A 19,186-nucleotide genomic window follows, 5' to 3' on the forward strand; every position below is an offset into this window, starting at 1 on the left:
CGAAGGCGTCGCCCCGGCCGGTGCCGAAGGAGAGAAGGCCGCGGCTGAAGCCGCCCCGGCCGCTGCACCGGCCCCGACCACCACCGCACTGACCGGCCCGGCCCCGGTGGAAGGCGCCGACTACCAGGTGATCCCGAACGGCCAGCCGTTCCAGCCGGCCGCCGGCAAGATCGAAGTGACCGAGATCTTCGGCTACGTCTGTCCGGCCTGCGCCGCGTTCCAGCCGCTGGTCGGCCCGTGGAAGGCCGGCCTGCCGAGCGACGTGAACTTCGTCTACGTGCCGGCCATGTTCGGCGGTACCTGGGACAACTACGCCCGTGCCTTCTACGCCGCGCAGACCCTGGGCGTGCAGGAGAAGACCCACGAAGCCCTGTACGCTGCCATCCATTCGCAGAAGACCCTGAAGGGCGAGCGCGGCACCGATTCGGTTGACGACATCGCCAAGTTCTACGGTGCCTACGGCGTGGATCCGAAGCAGTTCGCCGCCACCATGGGCAGCTTCGCGGTGAATGCCAAGACCAACTCGGCCAAGCAGTTCGCCCAGCGCAGCCAGATCAGCGGCACCCCGTCGATCATCGTCAACGGCAAGTACCTGGTGAAGGGCAAGAGCTTCCCGGACATGCTGCGCATTGCCGACCACCTGATCGCCCGCGAACGCGGTGCGGCCCAGGCTCACTGATCCAAGAGAAGCGTTTCCCGGCCGTGAATTCCCCCCGTACACGGACCCTGCGCTTGCTGACGGCCAACATCCAGGCCGGCTCAAGTACCCGCCGCTACAGCGACTATGTGACCCGCAGCTGGTCACATGCGCTGCCGGCGGGCCGCAAGCGCAGCAGCCTGGACGCGATCGCCACCCTGGCGCGCGAACATGACATCGTCGGCCTGCAGGAGGCCGACCCGGGCAGCCTGCGCTCGGGCTTCACCAACCAGACCCACTACCTGGCCCAGCGTGCCGGCTTCAACTACTGGAGCCACCAGCCGAACCGGCGCATGGGCGGGGTCGCCTCCAGCGCCAACGGCCTGCTGAGCAAGCTGGAACCGGTGGAAGTGCAGGATCACGCCCTGCCCGGCCGCATCGGCGGGCGCGGCGTGCTGCTGGCCAAGTTCGGCGACGGCGCCGATGGCCTGGCGGTAGCTGTAGCCCATCTGTCGCTGGGCGCGGGTTCGCGGATGTCGCAGCTGGGCTTCATTGCCGAGCTGCTGTCCGACCATCCCAACGCCGTCCTGATGGGCGACTTCAACTGCCTGGCCGAACGCCCGGAAATGCAGGTGCTGTACCAGAAGACCCGGCTGCAGCCCCCCGGCTGCATCGTGCCGACCTTCCCCAGCTGGCGCCCCGATCGCGCCATCGACCACATCCTGGTCAGCAGCGGCCTGCAGACCCGTACCGTGGAAGCCGTACCGGCCGCGTTCTCCGATCACCTCGCCCTGGCGATGCAGATCGACGTTCCGGCCGACGCCCTGCGCTGACCGCTCCTGGTGGGTGCCAACCTTGGTTGGCACGCTCTCCGCCGGGCATGGCCCGGCGCTACCCCGCCTGCACCACTGGCACCTTCAGCCGCCGCGCGGTCATCGTGCTGCCCACCGAGGCCAGCACCGTGCAGCCGATCGCCAGCCACTGCAATCCATGCAGGTGCTCGTGCAGCAGCAGCATCGCCCACAGCGCGGCCACTGCCGGCTCCATGCTGATCAGGATGCCGAAGGTCTCCTTGGGCAGGCGCTTGAGCGCCATCATCTCCAGCGACATCGGGATCGCGCTGGAGACCAGCGCTACCAGCAGGCCCGCCGCCAGGATCTTCGGATCGAGCAGTGCGGCGCCGGCATGCACCACGCCCACCGGCACCACCACCAGCGACGCCGCCAGCAGCCCCAGCGACACCGAATGCCCGGCGTGCAGATGGCCGGCACGCTTGCCGAACACGATGTACAGGCCCCAGCACGCCGCCGCACCCATGGCATACAGCACGCCGGCCGGGTCCAGCGCCGGGCCGCCACCGATCGGCAACAGCAACAGCAGCCCCACCGCCGCGCAGCCCACCCACAGGAAGTCGATCGGTCGCCGTGATGACAGCATCGCCACCGTCAGCGGCCCGGTGAACTCGATGGCCACCGCGATGCCGAAGGGAATCGTGCGCAGGGCCATGTAGAACAGCAGGTTCATCAGGCCCAGGGTGAGCCCGTAGCGCAGGATGGTGATCGCATCCACGCGGCTGGTCTTCCAGCGCCATGGCCGCCAGAACAGCAGCAGCAACAGCGCCGAAAAGCCCACGCGCAGCGCGCTGGTGCCCTGGGCACCGATCAGCGGGAACAGGTGTTTTGCGTAGGAGGTGCCGATGGCCAGCGAGGTGACCGAGCCGAGCACCGCCAGCGCCGGCAACATCGGCGCGAGTCGTGAGGTCTGCATGCGCAAAGTCTATTGCGCCGGCGCCGAGCACTTGGCTCAATTGACGGCCCGTTCGTGCAACTTCTGCTCGCCATGGCCATCGCCCCCGTGCTCGACAGTTTCGACCGCGCCATCCTCGACCTGCTGCAGCGGGACAACACCCTGCCGCAGCGCGAAATCGCCGAGGCCGTGCACCTGTCCACCCCGGCCGTGCAGCGCCGCATCAAGCGCCTGCAGGACAGCGGCGTGATCGCGGCCAATGTAGCGGTGGTCGCCGCCGCCAAGGTCGGGCGGCCGCTGACCATCATCGTCGAGGTGCGCGTGGTCAGCGAGCAGCGCGAGCGGGTGGCGCTGTTCAAGCGCCGCGTACAGGACGACCCGGCCGTGCAGCAGTGCTACTCGATCACCGGCGATGGCGATTTCCTGCTGCTGCTTTCGGCGGCGTCGATGGAAGAGTACGAGGCGATCACCGAGCGCTTGTTCGGCGGCGATGACAACATCGAGCGCTTCCGTACCTCGGTGGCACTGGGCACCTTGAAGCGGAGTTTCGAGGTCCCGCTGGCACCGGTTCTGTAGCGTCGAGCCATGCTCGACTGCGCTTTTACCGCAAAGCAACAGCCGTCGAGCATGGCTCGACGCTACAGTCGGAGACCATGAGCACTCCGTCCTCTCCTGCCGGTCGCCTGCGCCGCTGGCTGGTGCGCGGCCTGTGGCTGGCCATTGCCGTCGTTGCCGCGATGGCGCTGTGGAACAGCCCGTGGGCGGCCACGCCGAGGATGCTGTGGGCACTCTCGCGCATGCCGCCGGCCACCGAACTTCCGGTGCCGGTGGAGGGTGTGCGCCCCCGCCAGATCGCCGATACCTTCGGCGCGCCGCGCGGCCGCGACCGCTCCCACACCGGCATCGATATCTTCGCCCAGCGCGGCACGCCGGTGCGCAGCGTCACTGCCGGCGTCATCGCGGATGTCAGCGAACGCGGCCTCGGTGGCCGCCAGGTCTGGGTGATCGGGCCCGGGCGGGAACGCTACTACTACGCGCATCTGGAAGGCTGGGCCGAGGGCCTGGCGCGCGGCCAGGTGGTGCAGGCCGGTGACCTGCTCGGCCACGTGGGCGACAGCGGCAATGCCAAGGGCACGCCGCCGCATCTGCACTGGGGCATCTACGGCACGAACGGCCCCCGCAACCCGTTGCCGTTGCTGCGCTGATCGCCACGGCGCACCCGCGCACCGAACCGTTCATGATTTGTAAATAGGAATAGTTCGTATTACCATTTCTTTCGTTTCCGGTGGTGCCAGGACGGCCTGCCCGCCCTTCCCCTACCCGTAGCGCCTCGCCTCCTGGATGCCGGCCGAACGCGCGTGCTCGTCCAGGACCCCCATGACCCGTCCCGCCTTCCGTACCCAGCAGCCGCAGCGGCTGTCCGTTGCCGTGCTTGCCGTTCTCTGCGCCGTGGCCCCGGCCGCCTTCGCCGACACCGCCGCCGATCCGACCACGCTGGACAAGGTGGTGGTCAAGGGCGAACGTGCCGAAGGCTATTCGGTGCGCCGCACCTCGGCCGGTACCCGCTTCGATCTGGCACCGCGCGAGATCCCGCAGTCGGTCAGCATCATCAGCCACCAGCGCATCGAAGATCAGAAGCTGGACGACATCATCGACGTGCTGGCCAACACCACCGGCGTGACCAGCACCCAGTCCGACAGCGAGCGCACCGAGTTCTACGCGCGTGGCTTCTACATCGATGCCTACCAGTTCGATGGCCTGCCGACGCAGATGGTGCAGAACTGGAGCTACGGCGATTCCGGCCTCGATCTTGCGCTGTACGACCGCGTGGAAGTGGTACGCGGCGCTACCGGCCTGCTCAGCGGTGCCGGCAATCCGTCCGCCTCGGTGAACCTCATCCGCAAACACGCCGACAGCGCAGAACTGACCGGCAGCGTCTCGGTGAACGTCGGCAGTTGGGGCCGCACGCGCACCACCGTGGACGTGGGCACCGCGCTGAACGCCAGTGGCACGGTGCGCGGCCGGGTGATCGGCAGCTACCTGGACACCGATGGTCAGATGGACCGCTACAACCAGCGCAAGACGCTGGGTTATGCCGTCATCGACGCCGACCTGACCCCGGACACGCAGCTCAGCGTGGGCTACGACTACCAGCAGAAGCGCGCCAACGGCGCGACCTGGGGCGGCTTCCCGATGTGGTACGCCGATGGCAGCCCGACCAACTATCCGACCTCGTTCAATCCGTCGCCGGACTGGACCTACTGGGACACCACCAGCAAGCGTGCGTTCGCCACCCTGCAGCATGCCTTCAGCAACGGCTGGAAGTTCAAGATCGGCGCCACCCACGACCGCACCAAGGCCGACGACAAGCTGTTCTATCCGGCCTACACCGCGTTCAACAAGACCACGGGCGCCGGCATCACGCCGATGGCCGGCTTCTACAACACCGAGCGCAAGGTTGATGGCATCGATGGCTACATCGATGGGCCGTTCCAGCTGTTCGGCCGCGAGCACCAGTTCATGGCCGGCCTGAGCTACAACAAGCGTGAGTTCGCCAACTATGGTGATTTCCAGCCTGACTTCAACGATCCGAATGCACAGTACCTGCCGCTGGCCAGCTACTTCGGCTGGACCGGTGATTTCCCGCAGCCGAACTGGCGACCGCTGAAGCTTGCCAGCCAGGGCACCATCACACAGAAGGCCGGCTATGCCGCCGCACGCCTGTCGCTGGCCGATCCACTGAAGCTGATCATCGGTGCGCGCTACACCGACTGGAAGAGCGAAGACGAAGGCAACGACCGCTCGCACAAAGTGACCACGCCGTATGCCGGCCTGGTCTACGACATCAACGATACCTACTCCGCCTACGCCAGCTATACCGAGATCTTCCAGCCACAGACGCTGCGCAACAAGCAGGGCAGCTACCTCGATCCGGTCGATGGCAAGAGCTACGAAGTCGGCGTCAAGGGCGCGTGGTTCGACAACCGGCTGAATGCATCCGTGGCAGTGTTCCGCATCGAGCAGGACAATGTTGGCCAGGAAACCATGGACAAGGTCGACGGGCAAATGAACGAGACCGCCTACATCGCTGCACGTGGCACCGTCAGCCGCGGCTTCGAGTTCGAAATGAACGGCGAACTGGCACCGGGCTGGAACGCGACCTTCGGTGCTTCACGTTACGTGGCCAAGGACATCAACGGCGCCGACATCAACACCAACCTGCCGCAGACCGCGCTGAAGCTGTTCACCAGCTACACCCCGCAATCGCTGCAGGAACTGACCGTCGGCGGCGGTGCCAACTGGCAGAACCGCATCTACTACGCTGCGCCGGTAGTGGGCCGTTTCGAACAGGAAGGCTACGCGCTGATCAGTGCCTTCGTGCGCTACCGCATCTCGCCGGAGTTCAGCGTGCAGGCCAACCTCAACAACCTGCTGGACAAGAAGTACTACTCGCAGATCACCGGCTACGGTGCCTACGGCGACGGCCGCAATGGCTCGCTGACGTTCACCTGGGCGTTCTGATCCAACCGGCCTTGTAGCGTCGAGCCATGCTCGATTCGATCACACGGGGTCGTCGAGCACGGCTCGACGCTACAACGGGGGCGCTCGGCACCCCCGTTGCCGCGCTGACCTTACAGGTGTAGCGTCGCGCAGACGGATACCTCGCGCCTTCCCCCTCAAGGACGACCGGCCATGCGCACCCGCACGAAACTCGGTCTCTCGCTCGTGGCCCTGTTCTCTTCGCTGCCGCTGATGGTCGTTACAGGCAATGGCTACTTCATCCTGCTTCTGCTGATCGGCCTGCCCGCAGCGATCCTGTTCTGGTTCGATCTGGGCCGTGAACTGCGCGCCATCCCCACCCCCACCCGCTCCGAGCGCGCGCTGGGATTGGCAATGGGCATTCCACAGGTGCTGTTCGGACTGTTGTGCGCGGGGATCGGCCTGATCCTGGTGGCCTGGATCCTGTACAACCTGCTGGTCCAAACGCTGCCACAGTTCCGCATTCCCTCACTGCCCGCCTTCGCGGTCGGGCCGATGATGATCGTGGCCGGACTGCGATGGGCACGCACCGCGTTCCGCCGTGCCAGCCTTGAACAGGATGACCCGGAACAGGACATTCCGGATTGACCACCTTCATGGAGTCGAGCATGGCTCGACGCTGCAACGGCGCCGGGCGGAGCCCGGCGCCGTCCCTTCATCAGAAACGCAGGTCCGCGCGCAGGTACCAGTAGCGGCCACGCGGGATGTCGTAGGTCGAAGCGTCGTAACCGTTCAACGAGCACGACAGGCAGATCGGCGGATCCTTGTCGAACACGTTGTTCAGGCCAGCGGTCAGCTGCAGTCCCTTCATCCAGTCGATCTTGTAGCCCACCTGCATGTCATGGAAGGTGGTGGCCGACAGCGTATTGGTGCCTGCGGCCTGGTTGCTGCAGACCGGGAATACAGAGGCGTCACCGCAGTTCTCGGTCAATTCGGAGATATGCCGAACGGTCCAGTTGGCACTCCAGCGGTCCAGCGTCCAGCCGATGCTAGCATTGCTGGTCCATTCCGGAATCGAGCTGTCGGCCACTTCCACGCCCGGCTTCTGCGGCTGCTTCTGGCCCGCCGCACCGGTGGCCTCGTAGCGGCCGACGAACGTGTTCTTCCAGCCCAGCTTGAACTGGCCGATCGAGCTCTGCGGCAACGTCCAGAACAGATCCACGTCCCAGCCATCGGTCTTGATCGAGCCGAGATTGGTCAGGCGGTTGTTGAAGCTGCTCACTGCACCGGTATTGGCGCGGGTGATGCCATCGCAGTAGATCGGATCCAGCGTTTCCACGCACAGGTCCAGCTGGGTCTGCGCGTTGATTGCCTGGATCGCGCCATCGATGGCATGGCGATAGAAGGTCACCTCCACGTCGAAGCGCTCGGACCACGAGGTGTTGTTGCCAAACCACGGGCTCCACACGAAACCGGCACTGAAACTGCGCGAGCGCTCCGGATCCAGCTCGCGGTTGCCGCCGGTGGTCACCGAGATCTGCGAGTTGGCCTGCTGGAAGCCGGCCGGCACGCCCAGCGCGGCACAGTTGGCGGCGCTGCCGCGCGGCGGCGTACCGCCCAGGCCCACCGAGCATGGATCGAACAACTGCAGGTCGGCACGCGCGGCCGAACCGTACAACTCACCAATCGACGGTGCACGGAAGCCCTCGGCATAGGTCGTGCGCAGCACGAAATCGTCGGTCACCTGCCAACGCAGGCCGTACTTGGGCGTGAACTCGCCACCGAAGGTGGAGTAGTCCGAATAGCGCCCGGCCAGGCTCAGGTCCAGCTTCTTGCCGAATGAAGAGTCGGCGAAGATCGGCACGCTCAACTCCAGGTAGGCCTCGTTGACGTTATACGAGCCGGATGTCGGCTGCGAAGGCACGCCGTTGTAGTGGCCCGCCACCGTCAGCGGATCGGGCTGGTACGATCCCTCGTACTTGCGATACTCGAAGCCGGTAGCGAACGACACCGGGCCGGCCGGCAGCGTAAACAGGTCGCTGGACAGGTTGGCGGTGAACAGGCTCAGTTCGTTCTGGCTGCGGTCACGCACCACCGGCTGGATCCACTTCAGCATGTCCGGAGTGATCGAACCGGCACCGCCGAAGATGTTCAGCGGCACGCAGCCCGGCGTCGCCGCACAGACGGACGGATCGCCCAGCGCCATGTTGACGTTGTAGATGTTGTAGCTGCCGTAGTTGGTCTGTTCGGCCTTGTTCTTGCTGTACATGCCGTTGACGTCCCAGTACCAGCTGCGGTCAGCCGCCTGGAAGTTGCCGACGAAGCCGGTGGCGAAATACGTGGTGTCCACTTCCTGCTTGAACACGCGCGCGCCGCCTTCTACTGGACGGCGACCGATCAGGCTCAGGTTGTCACCCGAGACCAGGTCGAAGCCGAACGGGTTGTACGGGTTGAGTGCAGACACGGTGATGTTGTCGGCCAGCGGATTGCCGGTGGCGCCATCGGGACCGAAGAACAGCGGCTCCGGGCCGGCCTGGTTGGTCGACTCACGGCGGTTGCCCAGTGCCTTGACGTACCACTGCACGTTGTCGGTGATGTCGAAGCGGAACTGACCGAACAGGCCCTTACGCTCCGACGGTGTCAGCACCATGTTGTATTCGGCGAAGTTGAAGCGATCAGCACTGGTGAAGCAGTGATAGTCATCGGTGCGCGCGCAGCCGGCACTGCCGTCGTAGCGCGGGTTGCTCACGCCGGTATTGGGCACGATGTTCTGCACCGCACCGGTGTTCGGGTCGGTGAACATGAAACGGCCCTGCGGAATGCCACCGCTGCCGAAGGCCAGGCCGGTGCCGGGAATCGGGAAGCGCGACTGCTCGCGGTCCTTGGCGAACACCGGATCCTGCTTGGTCCAGCTGGCGCCGAGGAACAGGCTGAAGCGGTCGCCGCTCTTGCCCCAGGCCAGATCCACGCCCTTCTGCGTGCCATCGCCCTTGCTGTACTCGCCGTAGTTCAGGGTCACCTGGCCGCCATCGAAATCACGACGGGTGATGATGTTGACCACGCCGGCAATGGCATCGGAGCCGTACAGCGACGACGCGCCATCTTCCAGCACTTCGATGCGCTCGACGATGGCCAGCGGAATGGTATTGAGGTCGGTGGCCGAGCCCACACCGGAGGCGGACGACTCATTGACCCAGCGGATGCCGTCAACCAGCACCAGCACGCGCTTGGCGCCCAGATGGCGCAGGTCCACCTGCGCCGAGCCAGCACCTACACCACTGCCATCGGGCGGGAAGCCGAAGTTGCCGGACGAATTGAACTTGGCATTGAGCGCGGAACCGGAACCGGTGAGCTGCTGCAGCACTTCGCCGATCGAGGTCAGGCCGGTGCGTTCGATATCACCGCGGGTCAGCGTCTGGATCGGCACCTGGCCTTCGACTTCAGCGCGCTTGATGCGGGTACCGGTGACTTCCACCGCATCGAGGTTGGTGGTGGATTGTGCAGCGGCACCCAACGGTGCCAGGGTCATCACGCACAGCGCGACGGCAACCGCCAAAGGGCGGTGGTGCAGGTGATTCATTCGCTCTCTCTCCAAAGGAATGTCGGGACATGGGCTGCCGCACTCCCTCCCTGCATGGCGGCGCCGTCTCCTTTGTAAACAAGTGGTAAAAATCGCGGCGTGATGATCGACACTCTTTCACGCGAAATTGACGCAATTGCAGGCCGATTGCGTCAGATAGCTGCAGGTTATGACCGGACGATATTGTTCACGACAGGCAGCCTTGATGCCGGCTGCGACAGCGCACGCCGGGGGCCGCCGCATTCATGGAAAAGGTCTCTGCCGGATGGTTTCAGGAATAGTTTGAAATTCCTTCATCCAGAAGGCGCCGCTAGTCGACCCAGCGCAGACTCGCACCTCCAGCGATTCGCAGGAGGGCCGATCATGAAAGCGGTGAGTGCGGTGCTGGGTGTCGCGACGGTGATGACGCTGCTTTTTTCCCTGGCGGGCGAATCGAGAGCAGGCGGCGTGATCGAGTGCAACAACTGCCCCTCTCCCAGCGATGCGGCCTTGGCCTCGGGAGAGGGATTGACGGTTGTGGTGGATTTCGAGAGAGCCGAGTTGACTGCTTTCGACGTTGAACGTGCCCCTGGGACCGGAAGGTGGCGAGCACATCCAACCCCGGTTCCAGCGCAGATTGAAATGGCCTTTCTGCGGATCCTGGATGCGACGCTGTCAGCAGGGGAAGCGCCGCTCATGCAGCAATCACCGCATGAGCGGCAGTGAGACATCACACTACCGCACGAACGCAATGCGCTCCATGCCGGTCGCCTCGGCTGCGGCCAGAATCCTCGCCATGCCTTCGTATTCGGCCGCCGGATCGGTGGCGATACGCAGCTCCGGCAGGTTGCCGGCATGTTCGCGCGCCTGTGCCTGCAGGCGCGCCTGCAGCTCACTGATCACCATCGGCTGGCCATTCCAGCTGAGCTGGTTGGCAGCGTCCAGGCGCAGCTCGATCGGCGGTGGCGGTTCGGGACGGTCGACCACGCGATCGGTGGCCTGTGGCAACTGCACGGCTATCGGCCGGGCCACGATCGGCGCGGTCACGATGAAGATGATCAACAGCACCAGCATCACATCCACCAGTGGCGTGACATTGATGTCCGCCAGCGGGCCGCTTCTTCCTGCGCTACTGAACGCCATGTGCCGCTCCCTGCAGCCGGGCCGTTCGCCCAAGCTCGACACTACGTCGCCCGCAGGCTCGCGAGGCAGTGCCTGCAGCACGAGCATTCAGCTGCCGTTGCCGACCCATCGCGTGCACGCAATGCGAAACTGAATTCAGCCATTGCCCGCTATGCTGCCCGCCATGACCCGACGCTCTTCGACCGCCCTGTCCCTGCTGCCCTTGGCCACCACGCTGCTGATCGGCTGCGCCAATGCCCAGTCCCTCGACGCCCAGAACGCGCAGCTGAAGGCCGCGATCGCTGCCGCCGAACGCGGCCAGTTCGATCCCGGCCAGGCCGCCGCACTCAGCCGCCATCCGGCATACGGCTGGCTGGAGTACGCCAACCTGCGCCGCAACATCGACACCGTCGATACCGCGCAGGCGCAGGCCTTCCTCAAGCGCTATGACGGCCAGGCCGTGGCCACCACGTTCCGCAGCGTATGGCTGCCCTCGGTCGCACGCCGCCAGGACTGGCCGACCCTGCTCGCCAACTGGGCGCCCACCGACAACGCCGGCCTGCGCTGTGCGCAGCTGACCGCGCGCCAGGTGACCGGCAAGGTCGATCCGCAGTCGATCAGTGAAGCGCAGGATCTGTGGCGCAAGAACGGCAAGTCGCTGCCGGACGGCTGTGATGCCGTTTTCGCCGTGCTGCAGGCGCAGGGTGGTCTGAGCGACGCGCTGCGCTGGGAACGCATCGATGCCGCCGCCGACGCCCAGCAACCCGCTGTGATGCGCAGCGCCGCACGTGGCCTGCCTGCCACCGACCTGGCGCTGGCCAACAATTACGCCGCCTTTGTCGACAAGCCCAACGCCAGCGCGTTGAACTGGCCGCGCAACGAGCGCAGCCGGCGCATCGCCACCGATGGCCTGGCCAAGCTGGCCAAGGCCGATCCCGGCGCAACCGAACAGCAGCTGCCGCAGTACGCGCAGGCACTGGGCCTGAGTGCCGAGCAGCAGGGCCAGGTGCTGTACCAGATCGCACTGTGGACGGTCGCTTCCTATCTTCCGGATTCGGCGCGGCGCCTCAACGCGGTGCCGGAATCGGCGTACGACGAACGCCTGCACGAGTGGCGCGTGCGCGAAGCGATGTCGCGCGGTGACTGGCCGGCGGCGCTGACCGCGATCCGCAAGATGGGCAGCAAGCAGCGCAGCGACCCGCGCTGGCGCTACTTCGAAGGCCGCATGCTGGAGAAGACCGGCCAGGCCCAACAGGCGCAGCCGCTGTTCCGCGAGGCCGCGCGCGCACCAACCTTCCACGGTTTCCTCGCGGCCGACAAACTGCAGCAGGGCTACACGCTGTGCCCGTGGAAGCCGAACGACAGCGCGCAGGCTCAAACGGTGATCGCGCGTGATCCGGCCATCCAGCGCGCGATGGCGCTGTACCAGATCGACCGCGCCGGCTGGGCCGTGGCCGAATGGAACAGCGCGCTGTCGCGCTTCGATGACACCCAGCGCCGCCTCGCCGTTCGCGTGGCGCAGGACAATGGCTGGTTCGACCGCGCCGTGTTCGCACTCGGCAAGCAGCCGCAGGAACAGCGCCTGTACGACCTGCGTTTCCCGCTGCACCACGACGCCACCATCCGCCGCGAATCGGCACGCAACGCGATCGATCCGGCTTGGGTGGCGGCAGAGATCCGCGCCGAGAGCACCTTCACCCCGCGCGCGCGCTCGCCTGCCAACGCCATGGGCCTGATGCAGGTGCTGCCGGCCACCGGTGCCGGCGTGGCCAAGTCGATCGGCCTGACCGGCTACGGCGGCGCCGACAGCCTGTACGACCCGGACACCAACATCGCCATCGGTACCGCCTATCTGCGCCAGCTGATGAACAAGTACGACGGCCTGCCGTACGTGACCATCGCCGCCTACAACGCCGGCCCGACCCCGACCGCGCGTTGGCAGAGCCAGCGCCCGGGTTATGACCCGGACCTGTGGATCGAGACCATCAGCTACAAGGAAACCCGCGAGTACGTCGCGCGCGTGCTGGCCTTCAGCGTGATCTACGACTGGCGCCTCAATGGCGATGCATTGCCGCTGAGCGACCGCCTGATGGGCCGCCTGGTGGACAAGCGCAAGAGCTTCAGCTGCGCCGCCAACGCTGACCAGGGCGGGGATTGATTGCAATGCGGTCGTGCCGGCCGCTGGCCGGCTTCGGCCACCATCCAAGGGTTGCCGGCCAGCGGCCGGCACTACCCGGCATCCGTTTCCCGGGGAGGGGAAAGCGATGAGCCTGCTAGCCTGGATCGGGATATTCGCCGCCTGGAGCCTGTTCGCCACCTGGGTGCTGCGCTGGGGTGGCGCGGCCTGGATGGAAGGCTGGAAGTCGCTGGCCTTCATCGACAGCTGGGGCAGCCTGTGGGACGAATCGCAGATCAAGCTGTACTTCCTCTGCCTGTGGATCGTCTACGGCCTGTGGTTCCTGGCCGGCCTGTTCGTGCCGGAGTGGCGCGGCCTGCCGTGATTCCTCTTCATCGGTAGTGCCGGCCGCTGGCCGGCAACCGCCATTGTCCAAGGGTTGCCGGCCAGCGGCCGGCACTACCGATGCTCATGCACCTACCGTGCGATCATCCCCCCATGAAGATCTATCTTGTCGGCGGCGCCGTGCGCGACCGCCTGCTGCAGCGCCCGGCCGGCGACCGTGACTGGGTCGTCGTCGGCGCCACGCCCCCGCAGATGGAATCGCAGGGCTACACCGCCGTCGGCCGCGATTTCCCGGTGTTCCTGCATCCGAAGACGGGTGAGGAGTACGCGCTGGCGCGCACCGAGCGCAAATCCGGCCGTGGCTATCGCGGCTTCGTGGTCGATGCCGATCCGGCGGTGACGCTGGAAGAGGACCTGCAGCGCCGCGACTTCACCATCAACGCGATCGCCTGCGATGAGGAAACCGGCACGCTGGTCGATCCTTACGGTGGCGTTCGCGATCTTGAGCAGCGCGTGCTGCGCCACGTCGGCCCGGCGTTCGTGGAAGATCCACTGCGCGTGCTGCGCGCGGCGCGCTTCATGGCGCGCTTCGCGCCACTGGGCTTCACCGTCGCCGAAGAGACCATGGCGCTGATGCGCGAGGTCGCCGCCAGTGGCGAGCTGGACGCGCTGGTGCCGGAACGCGTCTGGCAGGAACTGCGCAAGGCGCTGGTCAGTGAACGGCCCTCCGCCTTCCTGCGCACGCTGCACGCTGCGCATGCGTTGGGCCCGATCCTGCCCGAGCTGGAAGCGCTGTATGGCGTGCCGCAGCGTGCCGAATTCCATCCGGAAGTCGACACCGGCATCCACCAGGAAATGGTCAGCGACATGGCCGCGAAACTGGCACCGGGTGATGACCTGGTCGGCTTCGCTGCCCTCACCCACGACCTCGGCAAGGGCCTGACCCCGCCGGAGGAATGGCCACGCCACATCATGCACGAGCAGCGCGGCATCAAACCGCTGAAGGCATTGTGCGCGCGGTTGAAGATTCCCACCGAGCACCAGCAACTGGCCGAAGCAGTCTGCCGCGAGCACTTGAACGTGCACCGCATCGACGAACTGCGCGATGCCACCGTGCTGGAACTGCTGGGCCGCTGCGATGCACTACGTCGGCCGGAACGCGTGGCCCGCATCGCACTGTGCTGCGAGGCCGACAAGCGCGGCCGGCTCGGTTTCGAGGATGCCGACTACCCACAGGGCGAAACGCTCAAGCGCCTGCACCAGGCGGCGCTGTCAGTGCAGGCTCGGGATCTGGATACCACCCATCTGAAGGGCCCGGCCATCGGTGAAGCGTTGGCCAAGGCGCGGGTGAAGGCCATCGCCGCCGCCCGCTGAAGCCCGGGTAGTGCCGGCCGCTGGCCGGCACCTTCACATCTCCCGTCTATCGACGACGCTTGCGCGAAAAATGGTCGACAGCATGAGCACCCAACAAGATGGGTTGCATCAAGAGGAACAGCCATCCACCCAACCGGAGCGTCTCCACCGGATTGAACCGGGTGATGAAGAATGCGACCAGTATGAATACGACTAGAAGCCCAAGCTCGTACACAAGGAGAGATCGATTAAAAAATCTCATCACTTCAACCTGTCCTCAGCGATTTTCTGTCCAGTTCCAACTGCGGCATCAGCACCGCGTTGGCCCGCATTAGACAATGCACCCTGTACCGCCCCTTGCTTTGCTCCAATTGCGCCGGCGCTCGCAGTCGCCTCTGCAATATGTGCACCGATGCCAGCAGGTGAACTCACTGGCGCCTTCATCATATTACTCACTGCCCCTTGAGTAGACGCCTGCGAAAAGTCTCCAGCGAGTTTTCCAATTCCGCTGCCCGCCAAACTGCCAACACTCCCGCCGACAGCCGATAAGCCCAGTTGAGCGCTTGTCACTGGTGTTCCTTCGATTGCGCCCTGTGCAGCCGTACCCGCAACACCAGTCGCGGCACCCACCGTCGCTTGAATTGCTACGACCTGACCGATCGAAATCGTCCCTCTCGCCAGGGCTCCAACCACCAGGCCGCCGGTACCACCAGTTACAACTCCAGCAACGCCGGCAATTGCCAGCTCTGTCTTGTTGATTGGCTTTCCGGGATTCATGTACTTCTGAATCCCATAGTCCACCGCCATGCCACCGGCGCCTCCAAACAGGGCTGGGCAGATTGGACAACGGCCATCAGGATCTTTGAATGTGTAGGGTGAGTTGAATCCATATGCATAGGCATTGAAATGTCTCCCATCTCCATTCCCGTACATTGTGACTGGATCCACTGACAAGAAACGCCCCAAGCCTGGATCGTAATAGCGCTGCTGCATGTAGCTCAGCCCAGTCGCCGAATCACTCACGTGCCCGGCGTAACCCACTCCATCTTCAATACCAGTTCCAATCTGCGCTCCGTACGGCTCATAGCTATAGCGCTTTGTCACCCGGCCAGTCTCATCTGACTCGGCAACTACTGACCCCAGAGCATCAGTATGAATATATGTAACTGTTTCCGCTTTGGATTCAAAAGCATAGATTACAGAGAAAACAGCGAAAACTAGACCAACACCTATCGACCGCATAGCTACTCTCTCCTTGAACAGCATATTCGCTCTCAAGCTCTTCACCAATGCTCCTGCTCTTACATTCCCAAATTGAATGGCATATCAATGCCTAGCAGCGAGGAACGAAGAGGACGGTTCGATTTCTATGCCATCAATCTCAATGCGCCATGCCACGTGTGATCGCTGCAGCCCGCTGCTTCAGCTGGGCCACGGCGTCAGGAATCATCTCCATGCCCACGTCCAGGCCCGGGTTCAGCACCAGGCCGACGCCGTCGCCGATACCGGCCAACAGCGCGTGCACCGCAATCGGCATGGCATGGGCGAACTGCGGCAGCTGCTCGTGCCACAGGCCAGCACGCTCGGGCGCGGTGAACACCGCGAACATCGGCTCGCCGCTCTCGCTGGTCAGCACCAGCGGCGAGATGCTTTCGTCCCAGGCGCCGTCTTCGCCGATGGCCTTGTCCAGCAGCACGAACGCCGTCGAGGTCAGCAGGCCGTCGAGGAACTGCGCTGCGGTCAGCGTGCCGTCCTGGGCCTGCAGCAGGCGCACCTCGAGGTCGTTGAGGGGTTCGAACGGGGTGTCGTGGTCCATGGTCGGTTCCGGTACGTGATTGCAGGGCAGACTTTAACAGGCCCGCTCCTCAACCGAGGAATCCATGCCGCCACAGCCAGCCCAACGCCGCCAGACCGGCCACCACCACCAGCATCAGCGGCAGGCCGAAGCGGTGCCGCCACGGGATCGGCACCCCGCCCAGCTGCTGGTCCATGGTCTCGGTATCCAGCACCCAGCCGTGCTCGCACCGGGTGCAGGCCAGCTCGTAGCGGCGATGGTAGGTGAGGCCGAACAGCAGGTCGATGCGCGCCATCTTGTAACGCAGTTGGGGGGCGAACTCGGTTTCCGTCTGGCAGCGCAGGCAGTGGTGGGCTTCGGTTGGGCCGACCACCACCACCCGCTCCTGCTGGCCGATCAGGATCATGGATCAGCGGCCCTGGCAGGCGGGTTGGGCCAGCAGCCAGGCTTGGGCGGCGGCAAGGGTGGCCGCATCGCCTGTCGTCAATTCATCCGGAGTAATCCTGGCACCGGCGCCAGCGCCAGTGCGGTCTTTCATCACCGCGGTCGTCACCGCCAACACACTGCCATCCACCAGGGGCCTCGTATCGTTGCTTGTCGAGAAGCCCGCTGTCGACTGCCCGAAACTCCGCGTCTGTGGGCGCCCCCTGAATGACAGCATCGTCGCTTCGCCAGAGCTGGCGGTATTCGACCCGACCAGAACGGCGACGGGCGCGCCGGGCTGCTTGAGGGAATACCCCGGTCGACCGAATCCCAGCCTGGGACGACCATCGACCTGCACCATGGTCGGCGTCAGACTCCAGCGCCGCGACCCGTGGGCAGTAGCAAACGACCCGACCTCTTCCACGCCTGTCGACGACGTGCGCAGCAACGGCGCAACACCCAGCAGCATCGGCCACATGTTGCCCCCATGGTTGCTGCGCAGATCGACAATCCAGCCACAGCGATCGCCGCTGTCCTTGCCACGGATGACATCCTGCCATTGCAGCGCGCGCTGGATGTCCTGATTGAACTCGTCCTGCCGCGCAGCCCCCGGCGTGGCGGCATAGCCTTCGATGACCACCCAGCCAATGCGTGCATCGACGGCACCAGTCACTTTCGCCTTGGCAACGGCCTCAGCGCCGACCTGCTTCGAGCGCTCCGTGGCTTCACGCTTGCGTGCAAGCGTCATCCAGACACCATGCCCCCCGGTGCTCTCCACGATGATCTCACGCAGGGCGGTATGCAACGCACCCGGGTACGCCTGCAACGACGCCAGTCGCTTACGAGCGGCAGGCCAGTCCACTTTGTCGCGGTACAAGGCTTCATGCTCGAGCAGATCCAGGATCTGTACCTGCGCTTCCGGCGAAGGTACTTCGGTGGTGGACGCGATGGCGGCCGTTGCGTTGGCTGCCAGAAGGGTCAGTATCAGCGCGCCATTCCCAGGCACTCCCTTGCACATCTGCATGCGACGTTTCCTTGTCGTTGGGTCAGGTTCACAGCATAACCGTGGCGAATCATGCCGCGCCATTACGCGGATAGCCGTTGTAGAGCCGAGCCCATGCTCGGCTGCATGGGACACGATCAAAGCAGCCGAGCATGGCTCGGCTCTACAGGGTCATGGCGCCGGTGGAATCTGTGCCGACCAAGGTCGACACCTACCAGAGCGGGTCTCGTAGCGGCGATGGTAGGTGAGGCCGAACAGCAGATCGATGCGCGCCATCTTGTAGCGCAACTGGGGCGCGAACCCGGTTTCCGTCTGGCAGCGCAGGCAGTGTTGGGGTTCGGTTGGGCCGACCACCACCCGCTCCTGCTGGCCGATCAGGATCATGGATCAGCTGCTCTGGCAGGCGGGCTGGGCCAGCAGCCAGGCTTGGGCGGCGGCAAGGGTGGCTGGTCCGCTGGGGGTAGCCTGATCCGGCAGCATCCTGCCACCGTCGCCCTGGCCGTTACGGTCGGTCATGACGTTGTGGGTCAACAGCAAGGTGGTACCATCCACCAGCGTCGTCGGTCGATTGCCGGTAGAAAAGCCCGCGCTCGGCTGACCGAAACTACGACTCCCTGGTTGCCCTCGAAACGCAAGTGCCACTGCTTCGCCGGAGCTGGCAGTGCCTGCCCCCATCACCACCGCCACCGGTGCCGTGCCCGCACGCAGCCGATACGCGCCCTGTCGTGAACGCAGCATCGATGCGTTGCCTTGCACGACTTCACCTTCCGCCTGCCGCCACCACAGCAATCCATTGGCACTACGGAAAGCGCCGATCAACGCTCCCTGCGTATCCGGCGTTCCATGCAGCAATGGCAACAAACCAAACAACATCGGCCACATGTTGCCGCCGCCATTGCTGCTTACATCCACTACCCAGCCGCACCGCATGCCGTCATCCAGGCCAGCGATACGCTCCTGCAACGCCAGCGCGTAGACCTTGCGTGCTTCATAACGTTCCGATTCGCTGCGTTGCAGGTCTTCCACGAAGGGGCTCACCCGCAGCACGCCGATGCGGGGATTGGCGTGTCTGGGGGCAGCGAGGTCGGTCGCCTGAGCGGCATTCAAGCGCTGAGCACGTTCGGAGCGCTGACGCTGCTCGCTTGGTGAAAACCAACGGCCGTGGCCTCCGCTGCTGCGTGCGGCGGCCTCATCCAGAACACGGCGCTGTTGTGCGCGGTCATCGCCTGCGGCGTTCAGGCGTGCGCGCACGTCGTTCCAATCGACGCGGCCACGGTACAAGGACTGGGTTTCCAACAATTGCAGCATCTGCTCACGCGCTTCGGGCGACGGCAGCTCCACTGTTTCCTCTGCAACAGCGGCCGCAGATGAAAGCAGCAGCGTGGCGAGCATGGCGGCACGAACATTCCTTAGGTCCAGCATCGACGACTCCTTGTCATGTATCGAAGCCATAGGATAGCCGTCGTGGGATCGATCTCGCCACGCACCGTTGTTCTATAGAGCCGAGCCCATGCTCGGCTCTGTGGGATTGGACCGAAGCAGCCGAGCATGGCTCGGCTCTACAGGGTCATGGCAGCGGAGAGAGTCGTGCCGACCAAGGTCGGCAC

General features: G+C 65.0%; 19 protein-coding genes. 10 read left to right on the forward strand and 9 right to left on the reverse strand.

Annotation, left to right across the window (positions count from 1 at the left end):
• Both QRO95_RS02330 and QRO95_RS02335 read left to right on the forward strand, forming a co-directional pair.
• The coding region (locus QRO95_RS02330; protein ID WP_285301567.1) for a thiol:disulfide interchange protein DsbA/DsbL at window positions 1-679 on the forward strand (679 nt) is incomplete at its 5' end.
• A gap of 53 nt (window positions 680-732) precedes the next feature.
• Window positions 733-1,470: an endonuclease/exonuclease/phosphatase family protein gene (locus tag QRO95_RS02335; RefSeq protein WP_005419292.1), complete on the forward strand. Its 738-nt coding sequence runs from the start codon at window positions 733-735 to the stop codon at window positions 1,468-1,470.
• A gap of 58 nt (window positions 1,471-1,528) precedes the next feature.
• On the opposite strand, the gene QRO95_RS02340 is transcribed toward QRO95_RS02335, so the two are convergent.
• Complete coding sequence (locus tag QRO95_RS02340; protein WP_032128972.1) at window positions 1,529-2,404, reverse strand: EamA family transporter; 876 nt, start codon at window positions 2,402-2,404, stop codon at window positions 1,529-1,531.
• Window positions 2,405-2,476: 72 nt separating this feature from the next.
• Here QRO95_RS02340 and QRO95_RS02345 point away from each other — a divergent pair, with 72 nt between their 5' ends.
• The 4 genes from QRO95_RS02345 to QRO95_RS02360 all read left to right on the forward strand — a co-directional run bounded on the left by QRO95_RS02345 (window position 2,477) and on the right by QRO95_RS02360 (window position 6,511).
• Window positions 2,477-2,959, forward strand: a complete 483-nt coding sequence (locus tag QRO95_RS02345) for an Lrp/AsnC family transcriptional regulator (protein WP_285301582.1) — start codon at window positions 2,477-2,479, stop codon at window positions 2,957-2,959.
• Window positions 2,960-3,036: 77 nt separating this feature from the next.
• Window positions 3,037-3,588, forward strand: a complete 552-nt coding sequence (locus tag QRO95_RS02350) for a M23 family metallopeptidase (protein WP_285301568.1) — start codon at window positions 3,037-3,039, stop codon at window positions 3,586-3,588.
• Between the two features lie 172 nt (window positions 3,589-3,760).
• Window positions 3,761-5,905 carry a ferric-rhodotorulic acid/ferric-coprogen receptor FhuE gene (gene fhuE, locus QRO95_RS02355; RefSeq protein ID WP_285301569.1) on the forward strand — a complete coding sequence of 715 codons (2,145 nt, stop codon included), beginning with the start codon at window positions 3,761-3,763 and terminating at the stop codon, window positions 5,903-5,905.
• A 171-nt stretch (window positions 5,906-6,076) separates the two neighbouring features.
• A complete protein-coding gene (locus QRO95_RS02360; protein WP_285301570.1) occupies window positions 6,077-6,511 on the forward strand; it encodes a hypothetical protein in 435 nt (144 codons plus the stop codon).
• A 70-nt stretch (window positions 6,512-6,581) separates the two neighbouring features.
• Here QRO95_RS02360 and QRO95_RS02365 read toward each other — a convergent pair whose 3' ends face one another.
• Window positions 6,582-9,443 carry a TonB-dependent receptor gene (locus QRO95_RS02365; protein ID WP_285301571.1) on the reverse strand — a complete coding sequence of 954 codons (2,862 nt, stop codon included), beginning with the start codon at window positions 9,441-9,443 and terminating at the stop codon, window positions 6,582-6,584.
• A 363-nt stretch (window positions 9,444-9,806) separates the two neighbouring features.
• On the opposite strand from QRO95_RS02365, the gene QRO95_RS02370 reads away from it, so the two are divergent.
• Entirely contained in the window at window positions 9,807-10,148 is a 342-nt protein-coding gene (locus tag QRO95_RS02370) for a hypothetical protein (RefSeq protein ID WP_285301572.1), read from the forward strand.
• A gap of 9 nt (window positions 10,149-10,157) precedes the next feature.
• On the opposite strand, the gene QRO95_RS02375 is transcribed toward QRO95_RS02370, so the two are convergent.
• Window positions 10,158-10,565: a biopolymer transporter ExbD gene (locus tag QRO95_RS02375; RefSeq protein ID WP_285301573.1), complete on the reverse strand. Its 408-nt coding sequence runs from the start codon at window positions 10,563-10,565 to the stop codon at window positions 10,158-10,160.
• Window positions 10,566-10,716: 151 nt separating this feature from the next.
• Between QRO95_RS02375 and QRO95_RS02380 the strand changes: the two genes are divergently transcribed.
• From QRO95_RS02380 to QRO95_RS02390, 3 genes are all read left to right on the forward strand, one after another.
• The gene (locus QRO95_RS02380; RefSeq protein ID WP_285301574.1) at window positions 10,717-12,702 is read left to right on the forward strand and encodes a transglycosylase SLT domain-containing protein; all 1,986 of its coding nucleotides are present in this window, start codon (window positions 10,717-10,719) and stop codon (window positions 12,700-12,702) included.
• Between the two features lie 106 nt (window positions 12,703-12,808).
• Window positions 12,809-13,045, forward strand: a complete 237-nt coding sequence (locus QRO95_RS02385) for a hypothetical protein (protein WP_071229519.1) — start codon at window positions 12,809-12,811, stop codon at window positions 13,043-13,045.
• A 113-nt stretch (window positions 13,046-13,158) separates the two neighbouring features.
• Window positions 13,159-14,379, forward strand: a complete 1,221-nt coding sequence (locus tag QRO95_RS02390; protein ID WP_285301575.1) for a multifunctional CCA addition/repair protein — start codon at window positions 13,159-13,161, stop codon at window positions 14,377-14,379.
• Window positions 14,380-14,619: 240 nt separating this feature from the next.
• Here the strand turns inward: QRO95_RS02390 and QRO95_RS02395 are convergent, their stop codons facing one another.
• From QRO95_RS02395 to QRO95_RS02420, 6 genes are all read right to left on the reverse strand, one after another.
• Window positions 14,620-15,624 (reverse strand): RHS repeat-associated core domain-containing protein, encoded by a 1,005-nt coding sequence (locus QRO95_RS02395; protein WP_080347447.1) that lies wholly within the window; start codon window positions 15,622-15,624, stop codon window positions 14,620-14,622.
• A gap of 115 nt (window positions 15,625-15,739) precedes the next feature.
• Window positions 15,740-16,174 (reverse strand): SseB family protein, encoded by a 435-nt coding sequence (locus QRO95_RS02400; RefSeq protein ID WP_005419309.1) that lies wholly within the window; start codon window positions 16,172-16,174, stop codon window positions 15,740-15,742.
• Between the two features lie 49 nt (window positions 16,175-16,223).
• A complete protein-coding gene (locus QRO95_RS02405; protein ID WP_285301576.1) occupies window positions 16,224-16,559 on the reverse strand; it encodes a hypothetical protein in 336 nt (111 codons plus the stop codon).
• A 3-nt stretch (window positions 16,560-16,562) separates the two neighbouring features.
• Window positions 16,563-17,600, reverse strand: coding sequence for a S41 family peptidase (locus tag QRO95_RS02410; RefSeq protein ID WP_049400477.1), 1,038 nt, complete (start codon window positions 17,598-17,600; stop codon window positions 16,563-16,565).
• A gap of 150 nt (window positions 17,601-17,750) precedes the next feature.
• The gene (locus QRO95_RS02415; protein ID WP_197615786.1) at window positions 17,751-17,963 is read right to left on the reverse strand and encodes a hypothetical protein; all 213 of its coding nucleotides are present in this window, start codon (window positions 17,961-17,963) and stop codon (window positions 17,751-17,753) included.
• Window positions 17,964-17,966: 3 nt separating this feature from the next.
• Entirely contained in the window at window positions 17,967-18,971 is a 1,005-nt protein-coding gene (locus QRO95_RS02420) for a S41 family peptidase (protein WP_285301577.1), read from the reverse strand.
• Window positions 18,972-19,186: the final 215 nt, after the last annotated feature.

The organism is Stenotrophomonas maltophilia group sp. Smal13 (assembly GCF_030236855.1).
Classification (GTDB): Bacteria; Pseudomonadota; Gammaproteobacteria; order Xanthomonadales; family Xanthomonadaceae; genus Stenotrophomonas; species Stenotrophomonas maltophilia_A.

Coding starts and splice junctions, on each gene's coding strand:
- QRO95_RS02340 (WP_032128972.1), bottom strand. CDS start 2,404: ATGCAGACCTCACGACTCGCGCCGATGTTGCCGGCGCTGGCGGTGCTC.
- QRO95_RS02410 (WP_049400477.1), bottom strand. CDS start 17,600: ATGCAGATGTGCAAGGGAGTGCCTGGGAATGGCGCGCTGATACTGACC.
- QRO95_RS02385 (WP_071229519.1), top strand. CDS start 12,809: ATGAGCCTGCTAGCCTGGATCGGGATATTCGCCGCCTGGAGCCTGTTC.
- QRO95_RS02395 (WP_080347447.1), bottom strand. CDS start 15,624: ATGCTGTTCAAGGAGAGAGTAGCTATGCGGTCGATAGGTGTTGGTCTA.
- QRO95_RS02415 (WP_197615786.1), bottom strand. CDS start 17,963: ATGATCCTGATCGGCCAGCAGGAGCGGGTGGTGGTCGGCCCAACCGAA.
- QRO95_RS02345 (WP_285301582.1), top strand. CDS start 2,477: ATGGCCATCGCCCCCGTGCTCGACAGTTTCGACCGCGCCATCCTCGAC.
- QRO95_RS02380 (WP_285301574.1), top strand. CDS start 10,717: ATGCTGCCCGCCATGACCCGACGCTCTTCGACCGCCCTGTCCCTGCTG.
- QRO95_RS02390 (WP_285301575.1), top strand. CDS start 13,159: ATGAAGATCTATCTTGTCGGCGGCGCCGTGCGCGACCGCCTGCTGCAG.
- QRO95_RS02420 (WP_285301577.1), bottom strand. CDS start 18,971: ATGCTCGCCACGCTGCTGCTTTCATCTGCGGCCGCTGTTGCAGAGGAA.
- QRO95_RS02360 (WP_285301570.1), top strand. CDS start 6,077: ATGCGCACCCGCACGAAACTCGGTCTCTCGCTCGTGGCCCTGTTCTCT.
- QRO95_RS02375 (WP_285301573.1), bottom strand. CDS start 10,565: ATGGCGTTCAGTAGCGCAGGAAGAAGCGGCCCGCTGGCGGACATCAAT.
- QRO95_RS02400 (WP_005419309.1), bottom strand. CDS start 16,174: ATGGACCACGACACCCCGTTCGAACCCCTCAACGACCTCGAGGTGCGC.
- QRO95_RS02370 (WP_285301572.1), top strand. CDS start 9,807: ATGAAAGCGGTGAGTGCGGTGCTGGGTGTCGCGACGGTGATGACGCTG.
- QRO95_RS02350 (WP_285301568.1), top strand. CDS start 3,037: ATGAGCACTCCGTCCTCTCCTGCCGGTCGCCTGCGCCGCTGGCTGGTG.
- fhuE (WP_285301569.1), top strand. CDS start 3,761: ATGACCCGTCCCGCCTTCCGTACCCAGCAGCCGCAGCGGCTGTCCGTT.
- QRO95_RS02405 (WP_285301576.1), bottom strand. CDS start 16,559: ATGATCCTGATCGGCCAGCAGGAGCGGGTGGTGGTGGTCGGCCCAACC.
- QRO95_RS02365 (WP_285301571.1), bottom strand. CDS start 9,443: ATGAATCACCTGCACCACCGCCCTTTGGCGGTTGCCGTCGCGCTGTGC.